The sequence below is a fragment of the Sphingobacterium bovisgrunnientis genome, from assembly GCF_009829085.1.
GTDB classification, from domain to species: domain Bacteria; phylum Bacteroidota; class Bacteroidia; order Sphingobacteriales; family Sphingobacteriaceae; genus Sphingobacterium; species Sphingobacterium bovisgrunnientis.
On the sequence record NZ_WUQY01000020.1, the window covers coordinates 40,611 to 62,328 of the forward strand.

General features: G+C 35.0%; 14 protein-coding genes. 8 read left to right on the top strand and 6 right to left on the bottom strand.

Features of this window, described 5'->3' with window-relative positions:
- The first annotated feature begins 74 nt into the window (after positions 1-74).
- Both GOQ16_RS10750 and GOQ16_RS10755 read left to right on the top strand, forming a co-directional pair.
- Positions 75-1,100 (top strand): pectinesterase family protein, encoded by a 1,026-nt coding sequence (locus tag GOQ16_RS10750; protein WP_160069281.1) that lies wholly within the window; start codon positions 75-77, stop codon positions 1,098-1,100.
- 6 nt (positions 1,101-1,106) lie between these two features.
- Entirely contained in the window at positions 1,107-2,069 is a 963-nt protein-coding gene (locus GOQ16_RS10755) for an alpha/beta hydrolase (RefSeq protein ID WP_160069282.1), read from the top strand.
- A gap of 87 nt (positions 2,070-2,156) precedes the next feature.
- Here the strand turns inward: GOQ16_RS10755 and GOQ16_RS10760 are convergent, their stop codons facing one another.
- Entirely contained in the window at positions 2,157-3,473 is a 1,317-nt protein-coding gene (locus tag GOQ16_RS10760; RefSeq protein ID WP_160069283.1) for a cryptochrome/photolyase family protein, read from the bottom strand.
- Positions 3,474-3,876: 403 nt separating this feature from the next.
- Here GOQ16_RS10760 and GOQ16_RS10765 point away from each other — a divergent pair, with 403 nt between their 5' ends.
- Positions 3,877-4,248, top strand: a complete 372-nt coding sequence (locus GOQ16_RS10765) for a response regulator (RefSeq protein ID WP_160069284.1) — start codon at positions 3,877-3,879, stop codon at positions 4,246-4,248.
- A gap of 71 nt (positions 4,249-4,319) precedes the next feature.
- On the top strand, positions 4,320-7,484 hold the full coding sequence (locus tag GOQ16_RS10770; RefSeq protein WP_160069285.1) for a PAS domain S-box protein: 3,165 nt from the start codon (positions 4,320-4,322) through the stop codon (positions 7,482-7,484).
- 176 nt (positions 7,485-7,660) lie between these two features.
- Here GOQ16_RS10770 and uraH read toward each other — a convergent pair whose 3' ends face one another.
- Positions 7,661-8,065, bottom strand: coding sequence for a hydroxyisourate hydrolase (gene uraH, locus GOQ16_RS10775; RefSeq protein ID WP_149915149.1), 405 nt, complete (start codon positions 8,063-8,065; stop codon positions 7,661-7,663).
- A 240-nt stretch (positions 8,066-8,305) separates the two neighbouring features.
- On the opposite strand from uraH, the gene GOQ16_RS10780 reads away from it, so the two are divergent.
- Both GOQ16_RS10780 and GOQ16_RS10785 read left to right on the top strand, forming a co-directional pair.
- Positions 8,306-9,682, top strand: a complete 1,377-nt coding sequence (locus GOQ16_RS10780) for a TrkH family potassium uptake protein (RefSeq protein WP_204987465.1) — start codon at positions 8,306-8,308, stop codon at positions 9,680-9,682.
- 4 nt (positions 9,683-9,686) lie between these two features.
- Positions 9,687-10,373 carry a potassium channel family protein gene (locus GOQ16_RS10785; RefSeq protein WP_149915151.1) on the top strand — a complete coding sequence of 229 codons (687 nt, stop codon included), beginning with the start codon at positions 9,687-9,689 and terminating at the stop codon, positions 10,371-10,373.
- A 230-nt stretch (positions 10,374-10,603) separates the two neighbouring features.
- Here the strand turns inward: GOQ16_RS10785 and GOQ16_RS10790 are convergent, their stop codons facing one another.
- The 3 genes from GOQ16_RS10790 to GOQ16_RS10800 are packed head-to-tail and all read right to left on the bottom strand — an operon-like array spanning position 10,604 to position 17,163.
- Positions 10,604-12,157: a DUF4957 domain-containing protein gene (locus GOQ16_RS10790; protein WP_160069286.1), complete on the bottom strand. Its 1,554-nt coding sequence runs from the start codon at positions 12,155-12,157 to the stop codon at positions 10,604-10,606.
- 11 nt (positions 12,158-12,168) lie between these two features.
- Positions 12,169-13,974, bottom strand: a complete 1,806-nt coding sequence (locus GOQ16_RS10795) for a RagB/SusD family nutrient uptake outer membrane protein (protein WP_160069287.1) — start codon at positions 13,972-13,974, stop codon at positions 12,169-12,171.
- A 21-nt stretch (positions 13,975-13,995) separates the two neighbouring features.
- Positions 13,996-17,163, bottom strand: a complete 3,168-nt coding sequence (locus tag GOQ16_RS10800; RefSeq protein WP_240141016.1) for a SusC/RagA family TonB-linked outer membrane protein — start codon at positions 17,161-17,163, stop codon at positions 13,996-13,998.
- A 513-nt stretch (positions 17,164-17,676) separates the two neighbouring features.
- Here GOQ16_RS10800 and GOQ16_RS10805 point away from each other — a divergent pair.
- Together GOQ16_RS10805 and GOQ16_RS10810 are read left to right on the top strand one after the other, a co-directional pair.
- A complete protein-coding gene (locus GOQ16_RS10805; protein ID WP_160069288.1) occupies positions 17,677-18,861 on the top strand; it encodes an MFS transporter in 1,185 nt (394 codons plus the stop codon).
- 667 nt (positions 18,862-19,528) lie between these two features.
- Entirely contained in the window at positions 19,529-20,914 is a 1,386-nt protein-coding gene (locus GOQ16_RS10810) for a trimethylamine monooxygenase (RefSeq protein ID WP_160069289.1), read from the top strand.
- A gap of 322 nt (positions 20,915-21,236) precedes the next feature.
- On the opposite strand, the gene GOQ16_RS10815 is transcribed toward GOQ16_RS10810, so the two are convergent.
- A complete protein-coding gene (locus GOQ16_RS10815) occupies positions 21,237-21,500 on the bottom strand; it encodes a DUF6766 family protein (RefSeq protein WP_317163811.1) in 264 nt (87 codons plus the stop codon).
- Positions 21,501-21,718: the final 218 nt, after the last annotated feature.

The window sequence follows — 21,718 nt, forward strand, 5'->3', positions numbered from 1 at the left end:
AAATCGTTATCGATAACGATTGCATAAAATTGTATTGATACGCTAATGGATATTTAGTAATCTTGTCATAACCAATGAAAAACAATTCCATGCAGATCATAAAAACTTTATCCTTATTAATCCTATTAGTGCTTGGTACTAGCGTATCATTGCGTGCACAGACATTAGACAATAAGTTTGAAATAGGTGTTAGTACAGACGGTACTGAGGATTTTACAACGATTCAAGATGCAATAGATCATGTACGCGATTTTGCAGAATATCCTGTTGTCATTCAAATTCATCCAGGCACTTACTTTGAGAAAGTTACGATACCCAATAACAAAAGAAATATCATTCTACGTGGGTTCAATAAAGAAAATACCATCATCAGCAATGATGATTATTCAGGAAAGAAACTTCCGACAAAGGACATAGACGGCCGAGAAGCGCATACGACTTATACCACTTACACCCTTCGTGTTGCGGGAGATGATTGTGTTGTAGAGAATCTTACCATAGAAAATACGGCAGGTAGAGTTGGTCAAGCCGTTGCTTTGCATACAGAAGGCGATCGCATCAAAGTATTGAATTGTAATATATTTGGTAATCAAGATTCATTTTATTTATCCAAAGCTGGTGTACGCGTATTTGTGCACGATACGCACATCAAGGGAACAACAGATTATATTTTTGGTGCTACAACGGCCTTTTTTCAGGAATGTATAATCGAAAGTTTATCCAATTCTTATATTACTGCAGCCTCAACAACGGAACACGAGCCGTATGGATTTGTGTTTTATAAGTGCACCCTGGTCGCAGCAGATGCGAATGTAAATAAAGTTTACCTCGGTAGACCTTGGCGCCCATTTGCCAAAACTATTTTCTTGTACTGCGAGCTTGGGAGTCACATTACCTCAGAAGGATGGGATCCCTGGGCAGGAGACAAAAACTTTGCAGACAAACACAAAACTGCTTATTATGCGGAATACAAAAATATAGGCCCAGGAGCAAGCAATTTGTCTCAACGCGTTGCATGGTCTCATCAATTATCCGATACCGAAGCGACTAAATACAGTTTAGATAAAATTTTTAAAGGTTGGAACCCCTTAGGAAAATAGTCTACAATGCGTTTTCTGTTTTTTTTAATCGTTCTTTTGGGACAGCTAAATCATCCTCAAAATTTATTTGGGCAAACGATTATTATCCCAAAAGACACTTCCTTCAGTGTTTATTCTACTTTTGAGAAAGAAAAGAAAAAATTCCCATACATTCAGATAGCCCAAGTCAACAGTAAACATGTTAAGGTTTCGAAAGACCTCACCTACAAAAATGTGGGGAATAGAGATTTGAAAGTGGATATTTTTGAGCCTAGAATTCTCCATAAAAATGTTGCAATAGTTTTAATACATGGCGGTGGATGGCGATCTGGAGACAAAACGCATATGCATCAACTTTCCTTAGCCCTTGCAGAAAAAGGTTATACGTGCGTTGCAGTAGAGTATAGGTTATCATTAGAAGCTAAATATCCAGCTGCTGTAGAGGATATTCAAGATGCAATTAGTTGGTTGAAGAAAAATTCAAAAATATACAACATCGATCGGAAAAATATCATTTGTTTAGGCACTTCTTCCGGTGGTCAGTTAGCCGCTCTCGTTGGCGCGCTTAACAAATCAATTCATAAGGAAAGAAATTATGGCGTCAATAATCCTTCCATCAAAGCTGTCGTAAACATCGATGGTTTATTATCTTTCACGCATCCGGATGCGGAAGAAGGAAAAATGGCATCAGAATGGCTTGGAGGAGATTCGACACAAGCTTCAACTAATTGGAAAGAAGCTTCTGCACTGACACATTTATCTAAGAACTCTTCGCCTATGTTATTCATTACGAGTGGTTATAAGAGGTTTAGCGCAGGTAAAAATGAAGTAAAAACCAAATATAAAGAATGGAACATCCATGTGGAGGAGTTACATTTTGAACAGTCTCCTCATACATTTTGGTATTTTCATCCCTGGTTTATCCCAACCGTGAATAAGGTTGACTCATATATCTCTATCCTTACAAATTCAGAGAGTTTAAAAATTTAACCCCTGGTTAGCCCGCGAGAAGAGTTGTATTTTTTAAAATATTACACTACTAACCAACCAAAATTAGTATACTTCAATTAAAAGTTTCTATTTGATGAAATTAAGTTCTAAAGCCCGTTTATAGCAGATTAACATCCGCTCCCGAGCCTCGCTATGGGCAATAATTTCTTTTGGATATTCATTGGTACCAAATTTCGGAACCCATTGTTTTACATATTGTAAATTCTTATCAAATTTTTCCATTTGAAGTTTAGGGTTGAATACTCTATAATAAGGGGCTGCGTCACAGCCTGAACCAGCAACCCATTGCCAATTACCATTATTTGCAGAAAGGTCATAGTCATTAAGTTTTTTAGCAAAATATGCCTCACCCCAACGCCAGTCTATTAAAAGATGTTTACAAAGAAAACTAGCTGTAATCATCCTAATCCTATTATGCATATAGCCAGTAGCATTTAGCTGTTTCATACCCGCATCTACAATTGGATATCCCGTTTCGCCCATGCACCAACGCTCAAATTCCTCTTCATTATTCCTCCATTGAATATAATCGTAATTAGGTTTAAAACATTCTTTTACTACCTTTGGAAAATGATATATAATCATCATAAAAAACTCTCTCCAAATTAATTCATTTAACCAAATATGGTTATGACTTAATGCATAACCAACGCACTCACGGATGCTGATAGTTCCAAAACGCAAGGCAATACCGAGCTGTGTAGTATGCTGCATATAAGGAAAGTCTCGATATTTATCGTAGTTCTCTATAATTTTTTGATCAAGATAAGGCTTTTGAAAAATAATATCAGTTTTAGTAAATCCAATTTCCTTTAAAGACGGAATTGCTTTATGATCTAGCTTTAGAAAATTAGAATAATTTGGCTTATTTACTCTATAATGCTCTGATTTTAGGGTTTCCTTCCATTTCTTAGAATAGGGCGTATAAATAGTATAAGGAGATTGATCAGATTTTAAAATATCTTTTTTGTCAAATATGACTTGATCTTTACAAGCTGTAAACTCTATGTTTTGTGCTTTAAAGTATAAATAAATTTGAACATCACGCTGTATAGCTAAAGGCTCATAATCCCTGTTAATAAAAACTGATTTAATGCTATACTTTTCACTTAATTCCTTAAATAGGTGCAACGGTGAGCCAATATAAGTATTTAAAGTAGTTTTAAACTCCCTTAATTTTAAGTTAATAGCATAAAGTGATTGATGTATATAATCAATTCTCCTATCATTTTTGTCATCTAACTTTTTTAAAATATCTGTATCAAAAATAAATATTGGCAGAACAGGATATTTGCTGTTAAGAGCATAATATAACCCAACATTATCCTCAAGACGTAAATCTCTTCGAAACCAGAATATAGATATTTCTTTCTTTACTTCCATGGATTTCACATATTAAGTAAACATGTTCATTTTAAAATTCAGTTTAATTAGTCTTTGTAACCCTGCTGTAGACAAATAAAAATTTAGAAATGGATTAAATGTTAATTATAAAATTCACAAATTAAACCAAAGCAACACAGGTGTAAAACTACACTTTTGCATCAACATTTAGTATTTATTTCTACCATAATTGTTCCAAAAAATGTTTTTATGCGCATTTTTTATATAAATGGCCCATAAATTTTTTGAGTATTTAATCCCATACAAGAAATAACTATGATTTGAAATGTCTCAAATTCTCCGTAAATTCCGATAAAATCGTTAAAAGATTTTAGAACCAGGGTATAATAGTAGGCTATAATCCTGCAATAAATCAAATTTTAATACATAATAAATATTGCCAATGCATCAGGTACTATTAATTGATGATAATCAAATAATGAATTTTATCCATCAAAAAATTATTTCTTCCGAATATCCTGAAGCTTCCATCTTAAATTTTGAGAATGGAAAATCTGCGCTTGCTCACATTTATAACAATCCAGCATTTTCTTTTACGGTCTTTCTCGACATAAATATGCCAATAATGGATGGGTGGGAATTTTTAAATGCCCTCACAAAGAATGAGAAAGGCTACAACTTAAAAATTTTTTTACTGAGTTCCTCTATAGATGTTCAAGATAAAATAAAAGCAAAGGAGTTTAGTCTAGTTGAGTCATATTTAGTTAAGCCCCTCACCAAGCAGATTATTAAAAATTTAAATATAAATCCATGAAAAGATTCATATGCACCAATCAAAAGCGCAATTAAACAATTGACAATCAAGCTACATAACACTTAAAAAGTATGACTAACAGCTCTTTCCAACTGTCTAATAACAACTTTGATTTCTTGAGTTTTATACCTGTCCCAGTAGTGGTTTATCAAAAAGAATCACTACAATTTCTTGCTATAAATAAGGAAGCTATACAACTCTATGGCTATAGTGAAGATGAATTTTTAAACATGAAATTGAACGATATTTGGCAGACTGTAGGTGATACAGAGACCGAAATAATATGCAGTAATTTTGACTATAACAAAGGAATTAAAAATGAAGTTGTTTATAGACATAAAAATGCGAATGGCAACACTTTATATGTTCAAATTAAATGTAATAGCATTCATTACCGAGGGATTGACGCTGAAATAATTACTATAACTGATCTTACGACAAGATATGAAAAACAGCAGAAAATTTTAGCCCAAAAAGATTATTTAAAAGCCATAGGAAATATAAGTCAAATTTGGTTAAAGTCAACTGACTGGATGCAGTCGCTATATCGCTGCTTCGAAATTATTGGTGAAATAATAGAAGTGGATCGTATTTACTTCTTCGAAAATAACTTAAAAAATGAAACTACCTCCCAAAAACTTGAATGGAATAGGACTAATATTGAACCAGAAATTGACAATCCATTGTTACAAGATGCAAAACTATCTGATTACCATCTTATCATAAACTCTTTAAAAGAAAAGAAACACTTTGAGGCTATAGTCAATGAGCTACCCCCCTCATGGTCAAAAAGTGTATTAGAGGCACAAAACATAAAATCGGCACTTACACTCCCCATATTTGTCGATGAGGAATTTTATGGGTTTATAGGCTTTGATGATTGTAAAAAATATAAACGATTTTCAGAAGATGAATTTCAATTATTGTATGCACTGACTTCAAATCTTGCACAAGTACTTAAATCCCATAAAGCATATCAAGAATTATCATTTAGCGAAGGTAAATACAAATCTTTAATTGAAAATGGAAATGACCTTGTGGCTATTTTGGATAAAAATGGAAATTATAAATATGTTGCTCCTTCATCAAAAACAGTATTAGGAATCGATGCAACAGAATTTATAGGGAAAAGTGCTTTCGATTTTGTTTATGAAGAAGATTTGCCTAGAGTGAAACACTTACTATCCAAAATTCAAAATAAAAAATATATCTCTATTGAACCATATCGTTTTCCTGATGCCCAGGGAAACCTTAGATGGGTACGTACTGAGCTTTCCAATCACCTAAACACACCCTTAATTGAAGGAATTGTTGCGAACACACATGATGTTACTGACGAAATAAAACAGACAATAATTAACAATCTGGTTACAGAAATTAGTTTAGCAATAGCTAAACCAAATTCTTTAGTAACCTGCCTTCATGAAGCATTAAAAAAGTTAGTTAAAGTTTCAAAAATATGTATGAGTGAAATATGGCTGATAACCCCTGATAATAGCCAATTGAATCTTATTACAAAAGCTTATCAAAAAACTGATACAGAGGCCTTTCATTTTCAGTCTTTACATACTACCAACTTTAGATTTAATGAAGGGTTACCAGGAAGAGTATGGAAGGAGAAAAATAAAGTTGTATGGGAAAATCTCCCTAAACATAAAAAATTTCTTCGAACAAAAGCTGCAAAAATAGCAAAACTTTCATCCGGCATAGGATTTCCTATTATCTATGCCGATCAATTTCTTGGCTGCATCACATGCTTTTCAAAAGATTCTTCTGAAAAACTTACGGAACAAATTTGTATTTTAAGTAGTGTAATCCAGAAATTAGGCATAGTAATAAAACAAAAATTAACAGAAGAGGAATACCGAAACTTTTTTAATATTTCCCCAGACCCTAGATGTGTTGTCGGTTTCGATGGCTATATAAAAAAATGTAATAAAGCGTTTATTTCTCTAATTGGTTTTTCTAAGAAACATTTATATACTACACCCATTTCTAATTTTATATACCCAGATGATAAAGATAAAGTTGCCCAAAGTATTAATTCTTTAATACAAGGACAATCATCAGAACCTTTTAAGGGAAGACTTATCGCCTCTAATGGTGAAGTTAAATGGTTGTTATGTTCTGCCACAGCATTAACTGAATCTAAGACTATAATTGCTGTTGGTAAAGATATTACAGAACAAACCCTTGCAGAAAAAAAATTAAAAACAGCTTACGAGCGATTAAAAACAGCACAAAAAATTGCTAAACTAGGTTACTGGTACCGAGAAATTAATTCGGACGTTTCGGTATGGAGCGAGGAAACATATGCCATTTATGAATATCAACCCGAGACATTCACACCCACTAAAGAGAACTTATTACAAACATTCAAGCCTGCCGACAGGTATTTAATTTCAGATGACCCCGCAATACACCTTACTGATACAAAAGTACAAAGTTTTGAACACGAAATAATTACATCGTCAGGCAAAAGTAAATGGGTTCGTCAAGAAGTACAACTAATAACTGATGAAAAAGGTACTCCTGTCAGAATCGAAGGAACAATACAAGACATCACTGAGAGAAAAGAATATGAAAAGCAACTGCATTTAAGTAATGAAGTCTTTATACTAGCAATGAAAGCAAGTAATGAATTGATTTGGAACGTTGATTTAACGACTAATCAGCTCATAAGAAGAAAGAATCATAATCAAACATTTGATTATAATTTAAGCGAAACATTCTCGATAGAAAATTCATGGTTCACCGCCATAGATCCTAGTGACCGATTAAGAGTCTGGGCATCTCTTGAATACGCTCTTAAAAATAAAACTCAAGAAACATGGCGTGAAGAATATAAAATTATATTAACTGATGGGTCAGTATCATATGTGGTAGACAGATGCAATATATTAAGAGATCAAGATGGAAATGCGGTAAGATTGGTAGGAGCAGCTTTAGATGTATCCGTATCGCGCGGAAATATGGAGCGAATTAAGAAGCAAAATGAAGCCCTTCGAGAAATTGCTTGGACACAGTCACATTTAATACGTAGCCCCCTTACCAGAATAATGGGTCTAGTATATCTCTCCAAAGAACTAGGAGGAGGGGGACTAACTATAGAGGAAATTATGGAATTAATTATGGATGCAGTAAATGAATTAGATGAGGTAATACAACAAATTACCTATAAAACAAATTTAATTAATGAAGAAAACATCATAGTAAACGTTGATTCTTGGGAATAAAAGTTAAAACACATCACTTTAAAATAACACCTATTAATATAAAAGAAATGAGTTCAAAGAAACCTCGAACTCATGATTAAGATATTGCACAGATTTAATAAATATTTATTCAAAACCTTTATGTTAATCATAATGGTTGAATGTTATAAATCAACACCCGAAAGTATATATTTACACTAATTACCTCTGTATGTAGAATAACCAAAAGGCGTAACAGTTATTGGAATATGATAATGCCCATTGCCTTTAATACTAAACACAACTTCAATAAACGGATATATACTATCGATATTTTTTTTCTTAAAATATGGATGTGTCTCAAAAACTAATTTATAAATACCGTCATTACCGGCTTTGGAAAAAGCCAACAACTCTTTAATTCTACCATTTTCATCAGTCTTTGAACCTTGAACATCTATCCATTTATCATTGCTCCATTTTTTTAATAATACTTTTACATCAGGTGCACCCTGCCCTGTAGATATATCTAATATGTGACTAGATAATTGAAATTTATCAACTTGAGCCTGAGCAACAAAACCGCTGATAACAAAAGAAAGTAAAATTATTATATTTTTCATAGTAAATTATTATGATACAACGGCTCAAATGTATAAATAAATACCTTAAATGCAAATTTTGGTTTAAAAGCATACCTTAATATGACATGTAATCTTCAAAAAGACCAACTTATTCTCTTTGTATGTACCAATTCTTCTCACCAAAATCTATTACATAATGCATAAAAATTTCAAATACAACATTTGGAAAATTCAATTTGAATAGTAAGGACTTTTTATACCTTTGAAAAAATATATGTTGTGAAAAAATTCTACAATCCTGCCCAGCTATTTTCTGGTAGTTTCATTTTGCTCATTTTAATAGGGACCGCGCTATTATACCACCCTATATCGCATACACAAAATATATCATTAATTGACGCAGCTTTCACGGCAACAAGTGCAGTTTGTGTTACGGGGCTAATAGTTGTAGATACCGCCAGTGCATTTACACCTGTGGGAAAAGTCATTATTATGTTACTTATACAAATGGGAGGGTTAGGAATATTAACTTTTGCATCTTATTTCGCGTACTTTTTCAAGGGGGGCTCCTCCTATGAAAATCAGCTTGCTAGTAAAGACATGGCAAATTCTCAAAAACTTGGAGAAGTATTTCTTTTGTTAAAACGTATAATTATAATTACATTCTCTATTGAAGCTTGGGGAGCTATTTTAATTTATTTTTTAACACCCGACTTTCAAACCCTAGGCTTCAAACAACACGTATTTTTCTGTATATTTCATTCCATTTCTTCGTTTTGTAATGCTGGATTTTCCACTCTCCCACTTGGTCTGGCTGAAAAATCAGTTTTATTTAATTATCCTTTTCAATTAATAATTCTCTCCTTATTTGTACTAGGTGGGCTAGGGTTTCCAATAGTTATAAATCTACTTCAATACTTAAAACATATAATTAATAGATTCATTAAAAGATATGCTCAAAATCAATATGCTTATAAGCCTTGGGTCATCAACATAAATAGTAAAATTAATCTAATAACGACACTAACTATAACTGCCTTGGCAACCTTATTACTGTGGCTTCTAGAAAGAAACGGAGTACTGAGTGAACATAATACATTTGGACGCTGGGTCACAGCTCTATTTACAGCTAGCACCCCACGCACTGCAGGATATAATAGCATAGACTTTGCAGAATTAAAGGTATCGAGCATTCTGTTTGTCATATTCTTGATGTGGATTGGGGCCTCCCCGAATTCAACAGGAGGAGGTATTAAGACAAGTACATTCGCTATAGCCCTATTAAACATCGTCACTTTAGTAAGAGGAAAAGAAAGATTGGAAATATTTAGTAGAGAAATAGCAGAAATAACCGTTAAAAGAGCATTTGCGACTATGACCCTCTCCCTATTTATAATTGGATTGTGTATATTTCTTATAAGCATATTTGATAATCAATTTAATATATTACAAATTGCTTTTGAATGCTTCTCAGCTTATAGTACTGTCGGTCTCACACTGGGAATTACCTTTAATCTATCTACCGCTAGTAAAGCAGTGCTCATCATTTTGATGTTTATAGGAAGAGTTACAATGCTATCCATTATGATTGCCATTTTTAAAAAAGTAAAATTCACAAATTATCGATTTGCAGAAGAAGAACTAACTATAAATTAGAAATATGAAATTCATTATTATAGGTCTTGGAAATTTTGGCGCCTCATTAGCAATTAAATTAGCAGCGCAAGGAAATGAAGTTATAGGTGTCGATATTAAACTAAATCGCATAACTGCGCTTAAAGAACATATTACTCATACCGTTTCCATAGATGCAGCTGACCCCGTTGCGTTTAATTCACTTCCATTGAAAAATACAGATGTCGTAATAGTTGCAATTGGAGAAAATGAGGGAGCTAATATTATGGTTACCGCTCTTTGTAAAGAAGCCAAAGTTAAACGGCTAATTAGCCGGGCTGTTAATACCCTACATGAAAAAGTTCTTAGTGCAATTGGAGTCTCTGAAATAGTCCACCCTGAGGAAGAAACCGCGGAACGATGGTCAAAGAAATTATGTTTATCTGGTTTGGTCGACTCCTTCGAACTAAATGCAAACTATAGTATTGTTGAGGCAATCATTCCCAAGAAGTATTTTGGAAAATCTATTCAAGAGATAGGCTTTAGAGAGCGCTATGAAATACTCGTTTTAACAATATTGAAAAAAACAGAACGCGATTCACTTATCGGAAAAAGTCAAATCGTTACTACGGTCTTACATGGCATCCCAAAACCAGATACTATTTTACAAGAAGGTGAAATTATTGTCATTTACGGAAGTAATAAAAATATCAAAGAATTTTTGAAGCAGTAATATATCTTGCTGTTAACTATGCGCAAAAAATACATAAATAATACGATAAATTAGTACTTATATAGTTAATCAGCTTCAGGAAATCCAATTAAAGGGACAATAGTAATTATCCTTACTGATTTTAATATAATTAAAAATTACAAAATTGTTCGACTGTTTCGATTTAACACAAAAAATAAACTATAATAGATTGTGCAGCGAAACAGTCGAATATTTAATTGAGCATTTTATCAATTTCTCCAACGAGCTGCTCCTATTTCATTCAATTTCAGGTCTAAATTTCCAATTGTAAAATTGCCTCCATTTGAATTTGTAAATTGTGGATTTAACAATGTGAAATTTCCTGTATCATTTTTCGCATTTGAGGCAGTACTACTCGTGTAATTTGCCGAATTAAAATAGTTATTCTGCTGCATCTGCGTAATTGTGGTAGCTACTTGATTACTGTGCAATCCCAAAGATTCGGAAACTATATTTTTATTGAAATAAATCTGATGCGAAGACAGTCGGATATACAACATCCTTCTGGAATTTCCATCTAATATTTTATGAAATGTATTTTGCTCGATATATATTTTCGAGGTGATTCCAGGAAAATTAGTTGATCCTCCGGCATCCATTCGGAATAAATCGCGAGCTAATGCAGAATTGTAAACTGTATTATTACGGAAGTACAATTCATCGACTATACCATTACGGAAATCAATGAAATCTCCTCCTGAACATTCAATGTTATATATCAAATTGTTGCTGTATGTAACTTTAGATATACGTACTTTTTTATTTACATAAAGCAATCCTTTCACATAATTTCTAAATTCTGAATTTTCTATAGATAGTTCGCCATATGCTGTATTTAAGTCTTCATCATAAAATATAGATTGATTTTGTGATGAATTGCCAGTACCATCCATAATCACATCTTTGATAGTCAAGCCTGCGCCAGCTTTTACTTTCAAAACAATTCCTTTTAAGATTGGCTTATCTGCAGGTCTATAACCTTGGATAGAAATTGTTTTGTTTATTTCTACATCTTCATTTACAGTATATTCACCGGGTTCTAGTGCAATAATATCTCCATCTTGAAGAGTAGAAAGTGTACTTACGAAATCGTCAGAAGGGCCTATTTTGGTAACATTATCACCTAGCATAGTTGTAAACGATATAGTACCTCTAGTTTTTAAGCCATTTATCAAACGTGCGGTATAGGTAATATCGCTACCCAAACCTTCGATGAGGATAGCCCCCTCTGCAATATTTTGTGCTGTAACCGGAATAGATCTATTTCCTGGTGTTATTTCCACAGAAGTGGCAGGAAGGCCTGCTGGCCATCTTAGCAATGCTGAAGAGGACGTAATTTCGTTAGGATCAACTGCACGCAAAATCTGTTCTGTACCGGTAATAAAAGTAACTGTTGACCATTTGGACTCATTTATTTGTTCACCTAATGCCTGTACTTTTACAAGATATTCTGTTTCGCCATCCAAGCCGGCGACCGTGTAAGGGAGTTCATCCAGTTGTATATTTTCAATGCGCTTTACAGCAGTACCTGTTCCAGCTGGATTATCATAGAATTCGACCGTATAGGATGAAGCATTGTAAACTTTATTCCAATTCAATCGCACATTAGTGCGTTCGACCACTTGAGCCACTACATTCGTAGGAGACAATGCTCTATCTAAATGCAGTTCAGCTATTTCTTGAGTCAACTTACTATCACATGCCGACATCGTTGTTACAGACAACGCAATTGCCATTATACCGAATAATTTATTTCGTTTCATAATTCTTCGATTTATAGGTTTAAATGACTGTTGTTTAATTGAGAATTTGATCCTTCTATAAAGAACTGCCATATTGGCCAATATTGTTGTTTATTCGGATCTTTACCAGGATACACAAGCGCATCCCAATACGTTGTCTGATCACCAGAAGAAGACATTGTCCATACTTTATTTGCTGTATAGCCCAAAGAAGCTCCTTCTGCATCAGTATCGCCAAAATTTAGCCCATAGATTTCAACTTTTTCACCTTCATTTTTATAATAAATGCGAGTAGGCAAATTTGCATATGGACCTGTTCTATTCTCTAATTGTTGCAATTTTGTTTTAGCTTCGGCCAATTTGGTACCCAACAAATTCCAACGGATTAAATCTCCTTTGCGCAACATTTCACCTGTAAATTCTAGGGCACGCTGATCGACTAACGCGTTAAAAAATGCTGTTTTCGATGCAGAGGCACTCGTTAATAAGGTAGAAACTTTATTTGGACTGTTTGGAAATGCTCTGTCTAATATCATTTTTAAATATGGCGCTGCAGCCTGCGGTCCATCTAACTCATTAATAGCTTCTGCAGCCATCAATATCACATCTGCATAACGCATGTACATCCAATTTAATCCATCATCATTCGTAGAAGTCACTCTGCGGTTCATCCATTCGTAACGATACTTACCAAAATACATCCTACCCAATGTGGTCGGCACCTGAAATCCTCCCGCATCAGCCTCATCAGATGCTGCCCTATCCCATTCGTAAGGCACAACAGACACATCTCGGCGAACATCTTCGCGGTCATACTCATACCAAATTAAAGGATTTGCGACAGTGGTACCTCCACGGTTTTGTCCAGTATATTTATTCGTCTTGGTATGGCGTACGCCTAAATCAAAAATTACACGTCCACGACCTTCACTAAACGGTATCTCCCAAATGGATTCTCCTCCCGCTAGGAGGTTTTCACTATTGAATCTTTTGAATAATTCTTCAAAACCTAATAGTTTCAACGTATTACTTTGAATAATATCCAAACATTCTTGTTTCGCTAAAGCATACATTTTCTCTTTTGAAAGGTCAGGATCTGAACTCAATCGCACTGTACCATCTAGTCGCTGTGCATAACCACCAGCGGCTAAAGCTAATCGAGCTCGTAGCCCTTTTGCAAAAGCTTTGCTCACTCTTTCTACAGAACGTGTAGCATTACTTTCATTCGGCCATGGCAATAAACCGGCTGCTTCATCCAAGTCGGCCAATAATTGTTTATAGATGACATCGCGATCCGCACGTGGAAGATAGGTTGTCTCCGTAGTAATTGGCTCAAATCGCGCCGGTACATCACCCCAACCCTTTATCAAATCATTATATAACACCGCACGTAATACCAGTACCTCACCTAATACCTGAGCCATGGCTGGATTGTTTTCAACATTGCCATAATTTCGTAGACCGCGAATAGCCATATTTGCACGCTCGATTCCTTCATAAAATTTAGCCCAAGCGTTATTATCTGTATTCATTTGATCATTCTCGACATTAGTATTGTAATTCCCTAAGCGAGACTTATCATCATTAATAGCCTTCAACGAACTATATACCTCTACATCCGTATTTGTTCCATAATACACGAGATACCTTCCTCTATAGGAGTTTGTTTCTCCAAAAGATTGTATAATACCTGGAATAACTCCTTCAGCAAGACTTGGAGTAGAAAATATCACAGATTCATCCAAAGAGGATTTGGTAGGCGCCTCTAAAATATCTTTACAACTCCAAGTTGTTAACGAGGCTGTTAATATTAAGCTAATTGTAATAATCTTTTTCATAATCAGTCAAATTAAGTCCTACTAGAAGTTTACATTAAGTCCAACAAGGAAAGATTTACTTTTCGGATAGGCCGAATAATCTACTCCTGGAGTTAATGGTGTTTGACGACGTGTAGACACTTCTGGATCAAAACCAGAATAATTAGTAAGTAACCATAAATTGTAACCTGAAGCATATATGCGTAATGTCTGCATGCGCAAGCGTGCCGAAATATGCTTAGGTAAAGTATATCCTAATGTCAATGTAGACATACGTAAGAATGATCCATCTTCTACAGCCCAATCACTGAATACAAAAGACCGCATATACGGCGACCACATAGTGGTGTTGGCATTCATTTGCTCTAATTCAGCAGGATCATTACTGATTGTACCATCTGATCTCAAATTTGTCCAACGTTTACCAGTCGCCATTTCTGAAATCATATTACGTGAAAAATATTGGCTCGTACTCGTGTATTCAATCTTGTTAGCATTGTACACATCATTGCCATAAGACCAATTGAAATACGCTGCTAGGTCAAAATTATAGATGCGTGATGCCAAAGAAAAACCACCTGTGTGTGATGGATTCGCATTACCAATAATTCCACGATCTGCTACCGAAATCATGCCATCACCATTGATATCCTTTAATTTCATAGCTCCTGGACGCATCGTACCAACAACCTCTGCAGCCGTTGTAACACCCTCTTTTAGCTTCCATTGACTTGAAATATAACCCTCAAAATCAGACACTTCATAGCGACCATCACTTTGATAACCATACATTTGACCTAAAGGCGCACCAACTTCTACCAAATAGTCCATATTAATTGCCGTAGAGGCCCATCTTGACGTTCCAGGAATATTTTCAACAGCTCCTAAACTTAGAACTTCATTACGGTTGAAGGCAATATTCGCATTTACTGTTAAATCAAAATTTTGTTTACGAACAGCAGACCAGTTTAAAGAGAATTCCAAACCTTTGTTTTGGGTATTACCAATATTACGGTATTGGATATCATACCCTGTACCTGCTACAGGATAAGCGATTAATAAATCTTCTGTTTTATTTAAATATGCATCAATTGTACCGCTCAACCTACTATTGAACAAAGAGAAATCCAATCCTACGTTTCGCGTAGTAGTCGTTTCCCATTTCAAATCAGGATTTGCCATGGTTTTAGAGGCAGCCCAAAAGTTATTATACCCATTGACCCAAGTTGTGGTGGAGTTATTGAATGTTTGAACCAATAAACCCGAAGGAATTCTGTTATTTCCCGCCGCACCATAACTCGCTCTAATTTTTAAATCACTCAACCAAGCTGCATCTTCCAAAAATTCCTCACCCGAAATTCGCCAAGCTCCAGAAACTGACGGGAAAAATCCCCAACGATTTGCTGCTGAAAATTTCGACGAACCATCTGCTCTAAATGTTGCGCTCAATAAATATTTTTCTTTATATCCATAATTAGCACGTCCAAAAAATGACAATAATTTATCATCTGGAGCGAAATTATTGTCCACTGAATAAGGATTTCCTTGAGTGGTCAACTTACGAGCTTCATCAAATGAAAATGTCGATGGAAAACCATGCATTATATTGGTCAATACCTGATTTTGAATCATCAAGTACTCTTGACCTATTAACATATTCAAAGAATGATCTTTTGAGATCAACTTTTTGAAGTCATAGTTCAATGTGTTGGTGTTTCTCCAACCATTTCGATTCGTATTTGTCAACCACAAAGCTGGAAGATTCTGATTTTCACGTGCTGGCACATTGCGCACATAATATGTAGTCCCCCCGTAAAAGCGATCTTGGTCATTGCGGTAGCTATCGTAACCAAATTCACTTCTTAAACGTAAATTATCAACGATCTCATAAGTTAAAGCCGCATTCAAATTGTATGTTTTACGCTGAAAATATTGGTCATTGTCCGATATCGCAATCAATGGGCTGTACAAATTGAAATCATCATCTGTTTCAGTAGTAGTCGTCAAACCATTAACTGGAAATGGAGGATAAAGCATCGCATACTTAAGACGAGAGTCGGCAGAAGAAACTTCATTCTGCTCATTCATACCGCCTCCATTTACGCGCATATCTGAATAACGAAGTCCCAAGTCTAATGTCAGATTTTTATACAATTTGTGATTTAACTTGAAATTGGCATTTTGACGTTGGTAATCGGACATCTGCATAATTGCTTTGTCTTTCACGAATGAATGACTTACACTGTATTTTGTCTTTTCTCCACCACCACTGAAGTTTATATTTTGATTATAGGTATTTCCTGTACGACCAAATACAATTTCTTGCCAATCATTCGGCTGTACGTTGGTATACAGATCGATGTCTTGAAAATTCCCGAAGTAATCTGTGTAATTATTTATCTTATTCGCTAATAGAGCCTGTTCATATTGCCAAGTCACATAATCCATTGGATCAAGTACATCAAGTTTGCTTGCAAGATTACGTGCGCCTGTAAAAGCATTCAAACTAATGTTCGTTTTACCTGCTTTCCCACCCTTCGTGGTCACCAAGATTACACCATTTGCACCGCGAGAACCGTAAATCGCTGTAGAAGAAGCATCTTTTAAGATATCGATAGTTTCAATATCCTGAGGCGCTATGTCAGCAATAGAGTTGACTGGAAAACCATCAACAATATACAGTGGAGAGTTGTCCTGTGTGATAGAACCTCCACCACGTACACGCACAGTCAATTCTGCATCTGGTGAACCCTCTGTTGTTGAAATGTTCAATCCCGCTACACGGCCTTGAATAGCCTCCAAAGCCGAAGCTACTGGTGCAGCTGCTATAGTTTTAGCGTCTACGGACGAAACAGCACCAGTCAGATCTTTACGCTTTACCGTACCGTATCCAATTACGACTACTTCTTCTAGATTTGCTTCATTGCTTGTCATTCTGAATGTCAGGTTATTCTGACTACCAATTACCAATTCTTGGGCTAAATACCCCATCAGATTAACCACAATTACTTCGTTCGATGAATTAATCTGAATTTTGAATTTCCCATCAGCATCTGTGCTTGATTGCCGACTTGTGCCTTTCACACTAACCGTCGCACCTGACAATGGATTGTTGTCTATATCCGTGACAACTCCATTTACGGATCGTTGCTGTGCAAATGAGATTTGCCACATCAACACCAGCATGAGTACAGTAAACATTACCCTCATAATGAATAGATTTAAAATGGTGAGACAAAACTATAATCACCAATAGGGATCATTAGTATTGCCATAAATGTTTATTAATTATTGTATAAATGGTTATCACCTCCTAAAAGGATCATATAATATGTTTCATAGGTAGAAAAAATATTATATACAATATTAACGTAAAGAGGGGCTGTTTTCACCAGGTTTAGCACAAAAATTGCGCAAACGATACCGACAACGATTGCAAAATATTAGCTAAGTATTCGCATATATTAGCATAAAATATTGATTAAGATAATCGCTTAACACTATCAACTCTTATCTCGATTAGATAGCACTAGCTCTCTACCCCAAGTTAGAAGAAGACGTATCACAGCACGTTTGATAAGGAGATAAAAAATTATTAAACAAGTATTGAAAGGAATATTATATGTTAATAAAAACTTAAGATATCATTAATCGCTTTATGACAAGAAACACAATGACAATAGCAAATAGATTATTTAAATTTGCGGTGTAAAATATTTTTATATGAAAGGCATAGCCATCCCCACTGTTGAATCAACAATTACCAGTCGCAATAGAATACGCATCGCAGTTTCGCTTTTTTATTTTTGTCAAGGATTAGCTTTTTCGTCTTGGGCGAGCCGTATTCCAACACTTAAAGAAAATTTACAATTAACCGAAGCGCAGCTGGGTACCATATTACTTATGCTTCCTGTAGGACAACTGGTCACTATGGCGCTTTCAGGAAAACTCGTAACAAAATACGGCAGTGCTAATGTCCTACGTATTGTTGCAATTATTTATGCGCTTATATTATGTACAATTGGATTAGCAACCAATGCCTTTCACTTAGCTGCTATTCTTTTCGCTTTTGGGGTGGTAGGAAATATGTGCAATATCGCGGTAAACACTCAAGGTGTGGCCGCAGAGAAAATGTTTCAACAATCAATCATGTCTTCTTTTCATGGTGCATGGAGTATTGCCGGATTTACTGGTGCACTCATCGGTTTGCTAACAATGAATATCGGCATTGATACGTTACCACATTTTCTTATTATTCTGTTTTTGATTATTTGTAATACCTTACTTAATCACAAGTACCTTGTGCAAGGTAAACCCGAACAAAAAGAGAAAAGATCTTTTTTCTCCAGACCCGAAAAATCGTTGGTGCAATTGGGAATTATTGGTTTCTTCAGTATGGCTACTGAAGGCGCTATGTTTGACTGGAGTGGTGTATATTTCAAAGATATCGTAGGTGCCCCTGAGAATCTTATAGTTGTAGGATATGCTTCCTTTATGATTATGATGGCGACTGGCCGTTTTATGGGTGATTATGTGATAAGTAGACTTGGGCGTAAAAAAACCTTACAAATCAGTGGAATCCTTATGTTTTTAGGTATGATGCTTTCTGTATTAGCGCCTAAATTTTGGATTTGTACCCTAGCTTTTATGTTGGTTGGAATAGGTGTAGCTTGTAATATTCCAACAGTATATAGTCTTGCTGGACAAAATAAGAAAATTGCCCCTGGTGTGGCATTAGCAATGGTTTCCAGCGTAAGTTATTTAGGTTTTCTATTGGGGCCACCGTTAATTGGTTATATCGCAGAAATATTTAGCTTACGATATTCCTATGGCGTTTTTGCCTTCTTTGGATTGTTGATGTTTTTGATGACAAGTAAGTTGAAGATTTTCCGAGAAACAGCAGATTAGCACAATCATTTATTGAATCAATTTTGAAAGTCAGCGCAACAATCCTCGCTCACTGTGATATCTATGAAAATACATACAATCCATCCCCTATTTTAACTATATTTTTTACTTGAAAAATTTACAAATTAGGTGTCATAAAATTTGCTCAGCTATAAACAAGACTTCTTTTTCACAGAGTTAATTAATAGGTTACGATGGTTGCGAAAAAATTGCTAGAATTTGTGTCTACCTTATATCTAAGTAAGTATAGTTATTAAATAACCTAAGAACACCATTTAATTATAAGGAAAATTAAAAATATCTCATAAACTCCTGTAAATTTTCTCCAGTCTCGGAACTAATTCCTCCCCTTTACAAATATCTTAAAAAAATATCGCACAAATCTCAACATAAGAATAATTAAAGCTCTAGAGGCTCAGTGAGGCTATAAGTTGTTTTTGCAACCGATATTTTGTATATTGCAAAAAAACAAAGATATTACGATTAATAATATTTCTGTTATCAATTTAATTAAGCCCTGAATAAAGGTCTTTTCTTCTTTAAGAGTTTGCACTCTTTCAAAAATGCCTTCGAGCCTTGATTAAGGCTTGCGGATCAAATATTGATTCTTAATAGTTTAATCCTCCCTTCTTATAACATAAGAACGGGAATAAATTTTTATGTATATATGACAAATTTTAAAGTTGGGATTATTGGTGCAGGTCCTAGTGGACTTGCTATGCTAAGGGCCTTTGAGTCAGAGCAGAAAAAAGGTAATCCCGTTCCAGAAATTAAATGTTTTGAAAAACAAGACAATTGGGGCGGTATGTGGAACTATACTTGGCGTACCGGCGTAGGTAAATATGGTGAACCACTGCATGGTAGTATGTATAAATATCTTTGGTCCAATGGCCCCAAAGAATGTTTGGAGTTTGCCGACTATAGTTTTACCGAACACTTTGGTCAACCTATATCCTCATTCCCACCACGTGAAGTTCTTTTCGATTATATTCAAGGAAGAATAAAAAAAAGTATCGCTCGAGAATATATTCAATTCAATACAGTAGCACGATGGGTAGATTACTTAGAAGATAAAAAACAGTTTCGCGTTATCTTTGATGATTTAGTTAAAAACGAAACTTTTGAGGAAATATTCGATTACCTAGTCGTGGGAACAGGGCACTTTTCAACGCCAAATCTACCTTATTTTAAAGGTATAGAAAATTTTCCTGGGGCTGTCATGCACGCTCACGATTTTAGAGGAGCCGATCAATTTATTGATCAAAAAGTTTTGTTGATAGGCAGTAGTTATTCGGCAGAGGATATTGGTGTACAATGTTACAAACACGGAGCTAAATCAATTACTATTTCTTACCGAACGAGCTCTATAGGCTCCAAATGGCCTAAAGGAATAAAAGAGAAAGAATTAGTAACTCATTTTGAGGGAAGCACTGCCTTCTTTAAAGACGGTCACGCCGAAGACTTTGATGCTGTAATTTTTTGTACTGGCTATCAGCACAAACTTCCATTCTTACCCGATAATCTGAGATTGAAATCTAAAAATTGCTTATACCCTAATCACTTATACAAAGGTATAATCTTTAATGATAATGAGCGATTAATTTACTTAGGTATGCAAGATCAATATTATACCTTCAATATGTTTGATACACAAGCTTGGTTCGCCCGTGATTATATGCTGGGAAGAGTTTCGTTACCTTCTAAAGAGGAGCGTACTGCTGATATTAATAAATGGATGGCCTATGAAAAATCAACTGTCACAGGTGCCGATCATGTGGATTTTCAAACAGATTATATTAAAGAGTTAATATCTCTGACAGATTATCCGCCGTTCGATCTGGATAAAGTAGCCGATATGTTTAAGCAGTGGCTGCATGACAAAGAGGTGAATATTCTCAACTATCGTGACCAAGTCTTTACTTCTGTTGTGGACGGCACACAAGCGTCTATTCACCACACCCCATGGATGAAAGAAATGGATGACAGTTTAGAACGCTATCTGGAAGAAGTAACAGCAGAAGATGAGGAAATAACAAAAGTAAGTAACTATTGAAGTTTTAGACGTCAAATCCTATAATATTAAAAATAGTCCAATTGTTTAATTACGATTGGACTATTTTTGATTTTCCCCAATCTTTAGCCGCCATGTCCCCTACCTTTATCTTATCATGAAATAACACTTAGGTCTCTACCTTTATACTTCATCAGGTAATCAGTCGTTTTCAGCTTACTGACAGAATAGACTAACTCTAAACATATTGCCCTGTAATCAAACATGTATTTCATAGGGCTATACATCGTGCTACCTTACATAATAAAGCTTGATAGCAGCTTGCTTCTATTAACTTAACAAATCATTTGATTCACTGCGTTTATTATTTTCCTGTTTCCAAATGTGGTGCGTCTACTGGCTTTGATTGTGGAGAGCCTTTTTGCCGCAAAAAAATCGTTAGTGATACAATTGAAGCCACTGAAAGGAATTCACTCTGCCAATTTTGAAAAGTTTCGAACCAAAAAGTAGGCTCACCAAGAAATTCGCCTAATCCTATCGAAGATTTGCCTTCCAAAGCGTCTTCTTCCATTTTCCCACGATAGCTCCCATATAGATGTAAACCCCACGAAATAAGGAATAATCCTATACATGCTAAAGAAAGAAAATGTAGATCACGCGTGGATCTTAGATCAAGAGTATAGACCTATTGGCTGTAAGGCTAAAGAGTACATGTATGCCGAATAATATTTTTAGCAGATTTAATTTTCGGGGCAATTCCCCATTTCATAGTATTTAAATACTGTCCATAACCAATCAAATTCTAAGTATATGGTTTCATTTACTATTTTGGTGTTTTAATTACTG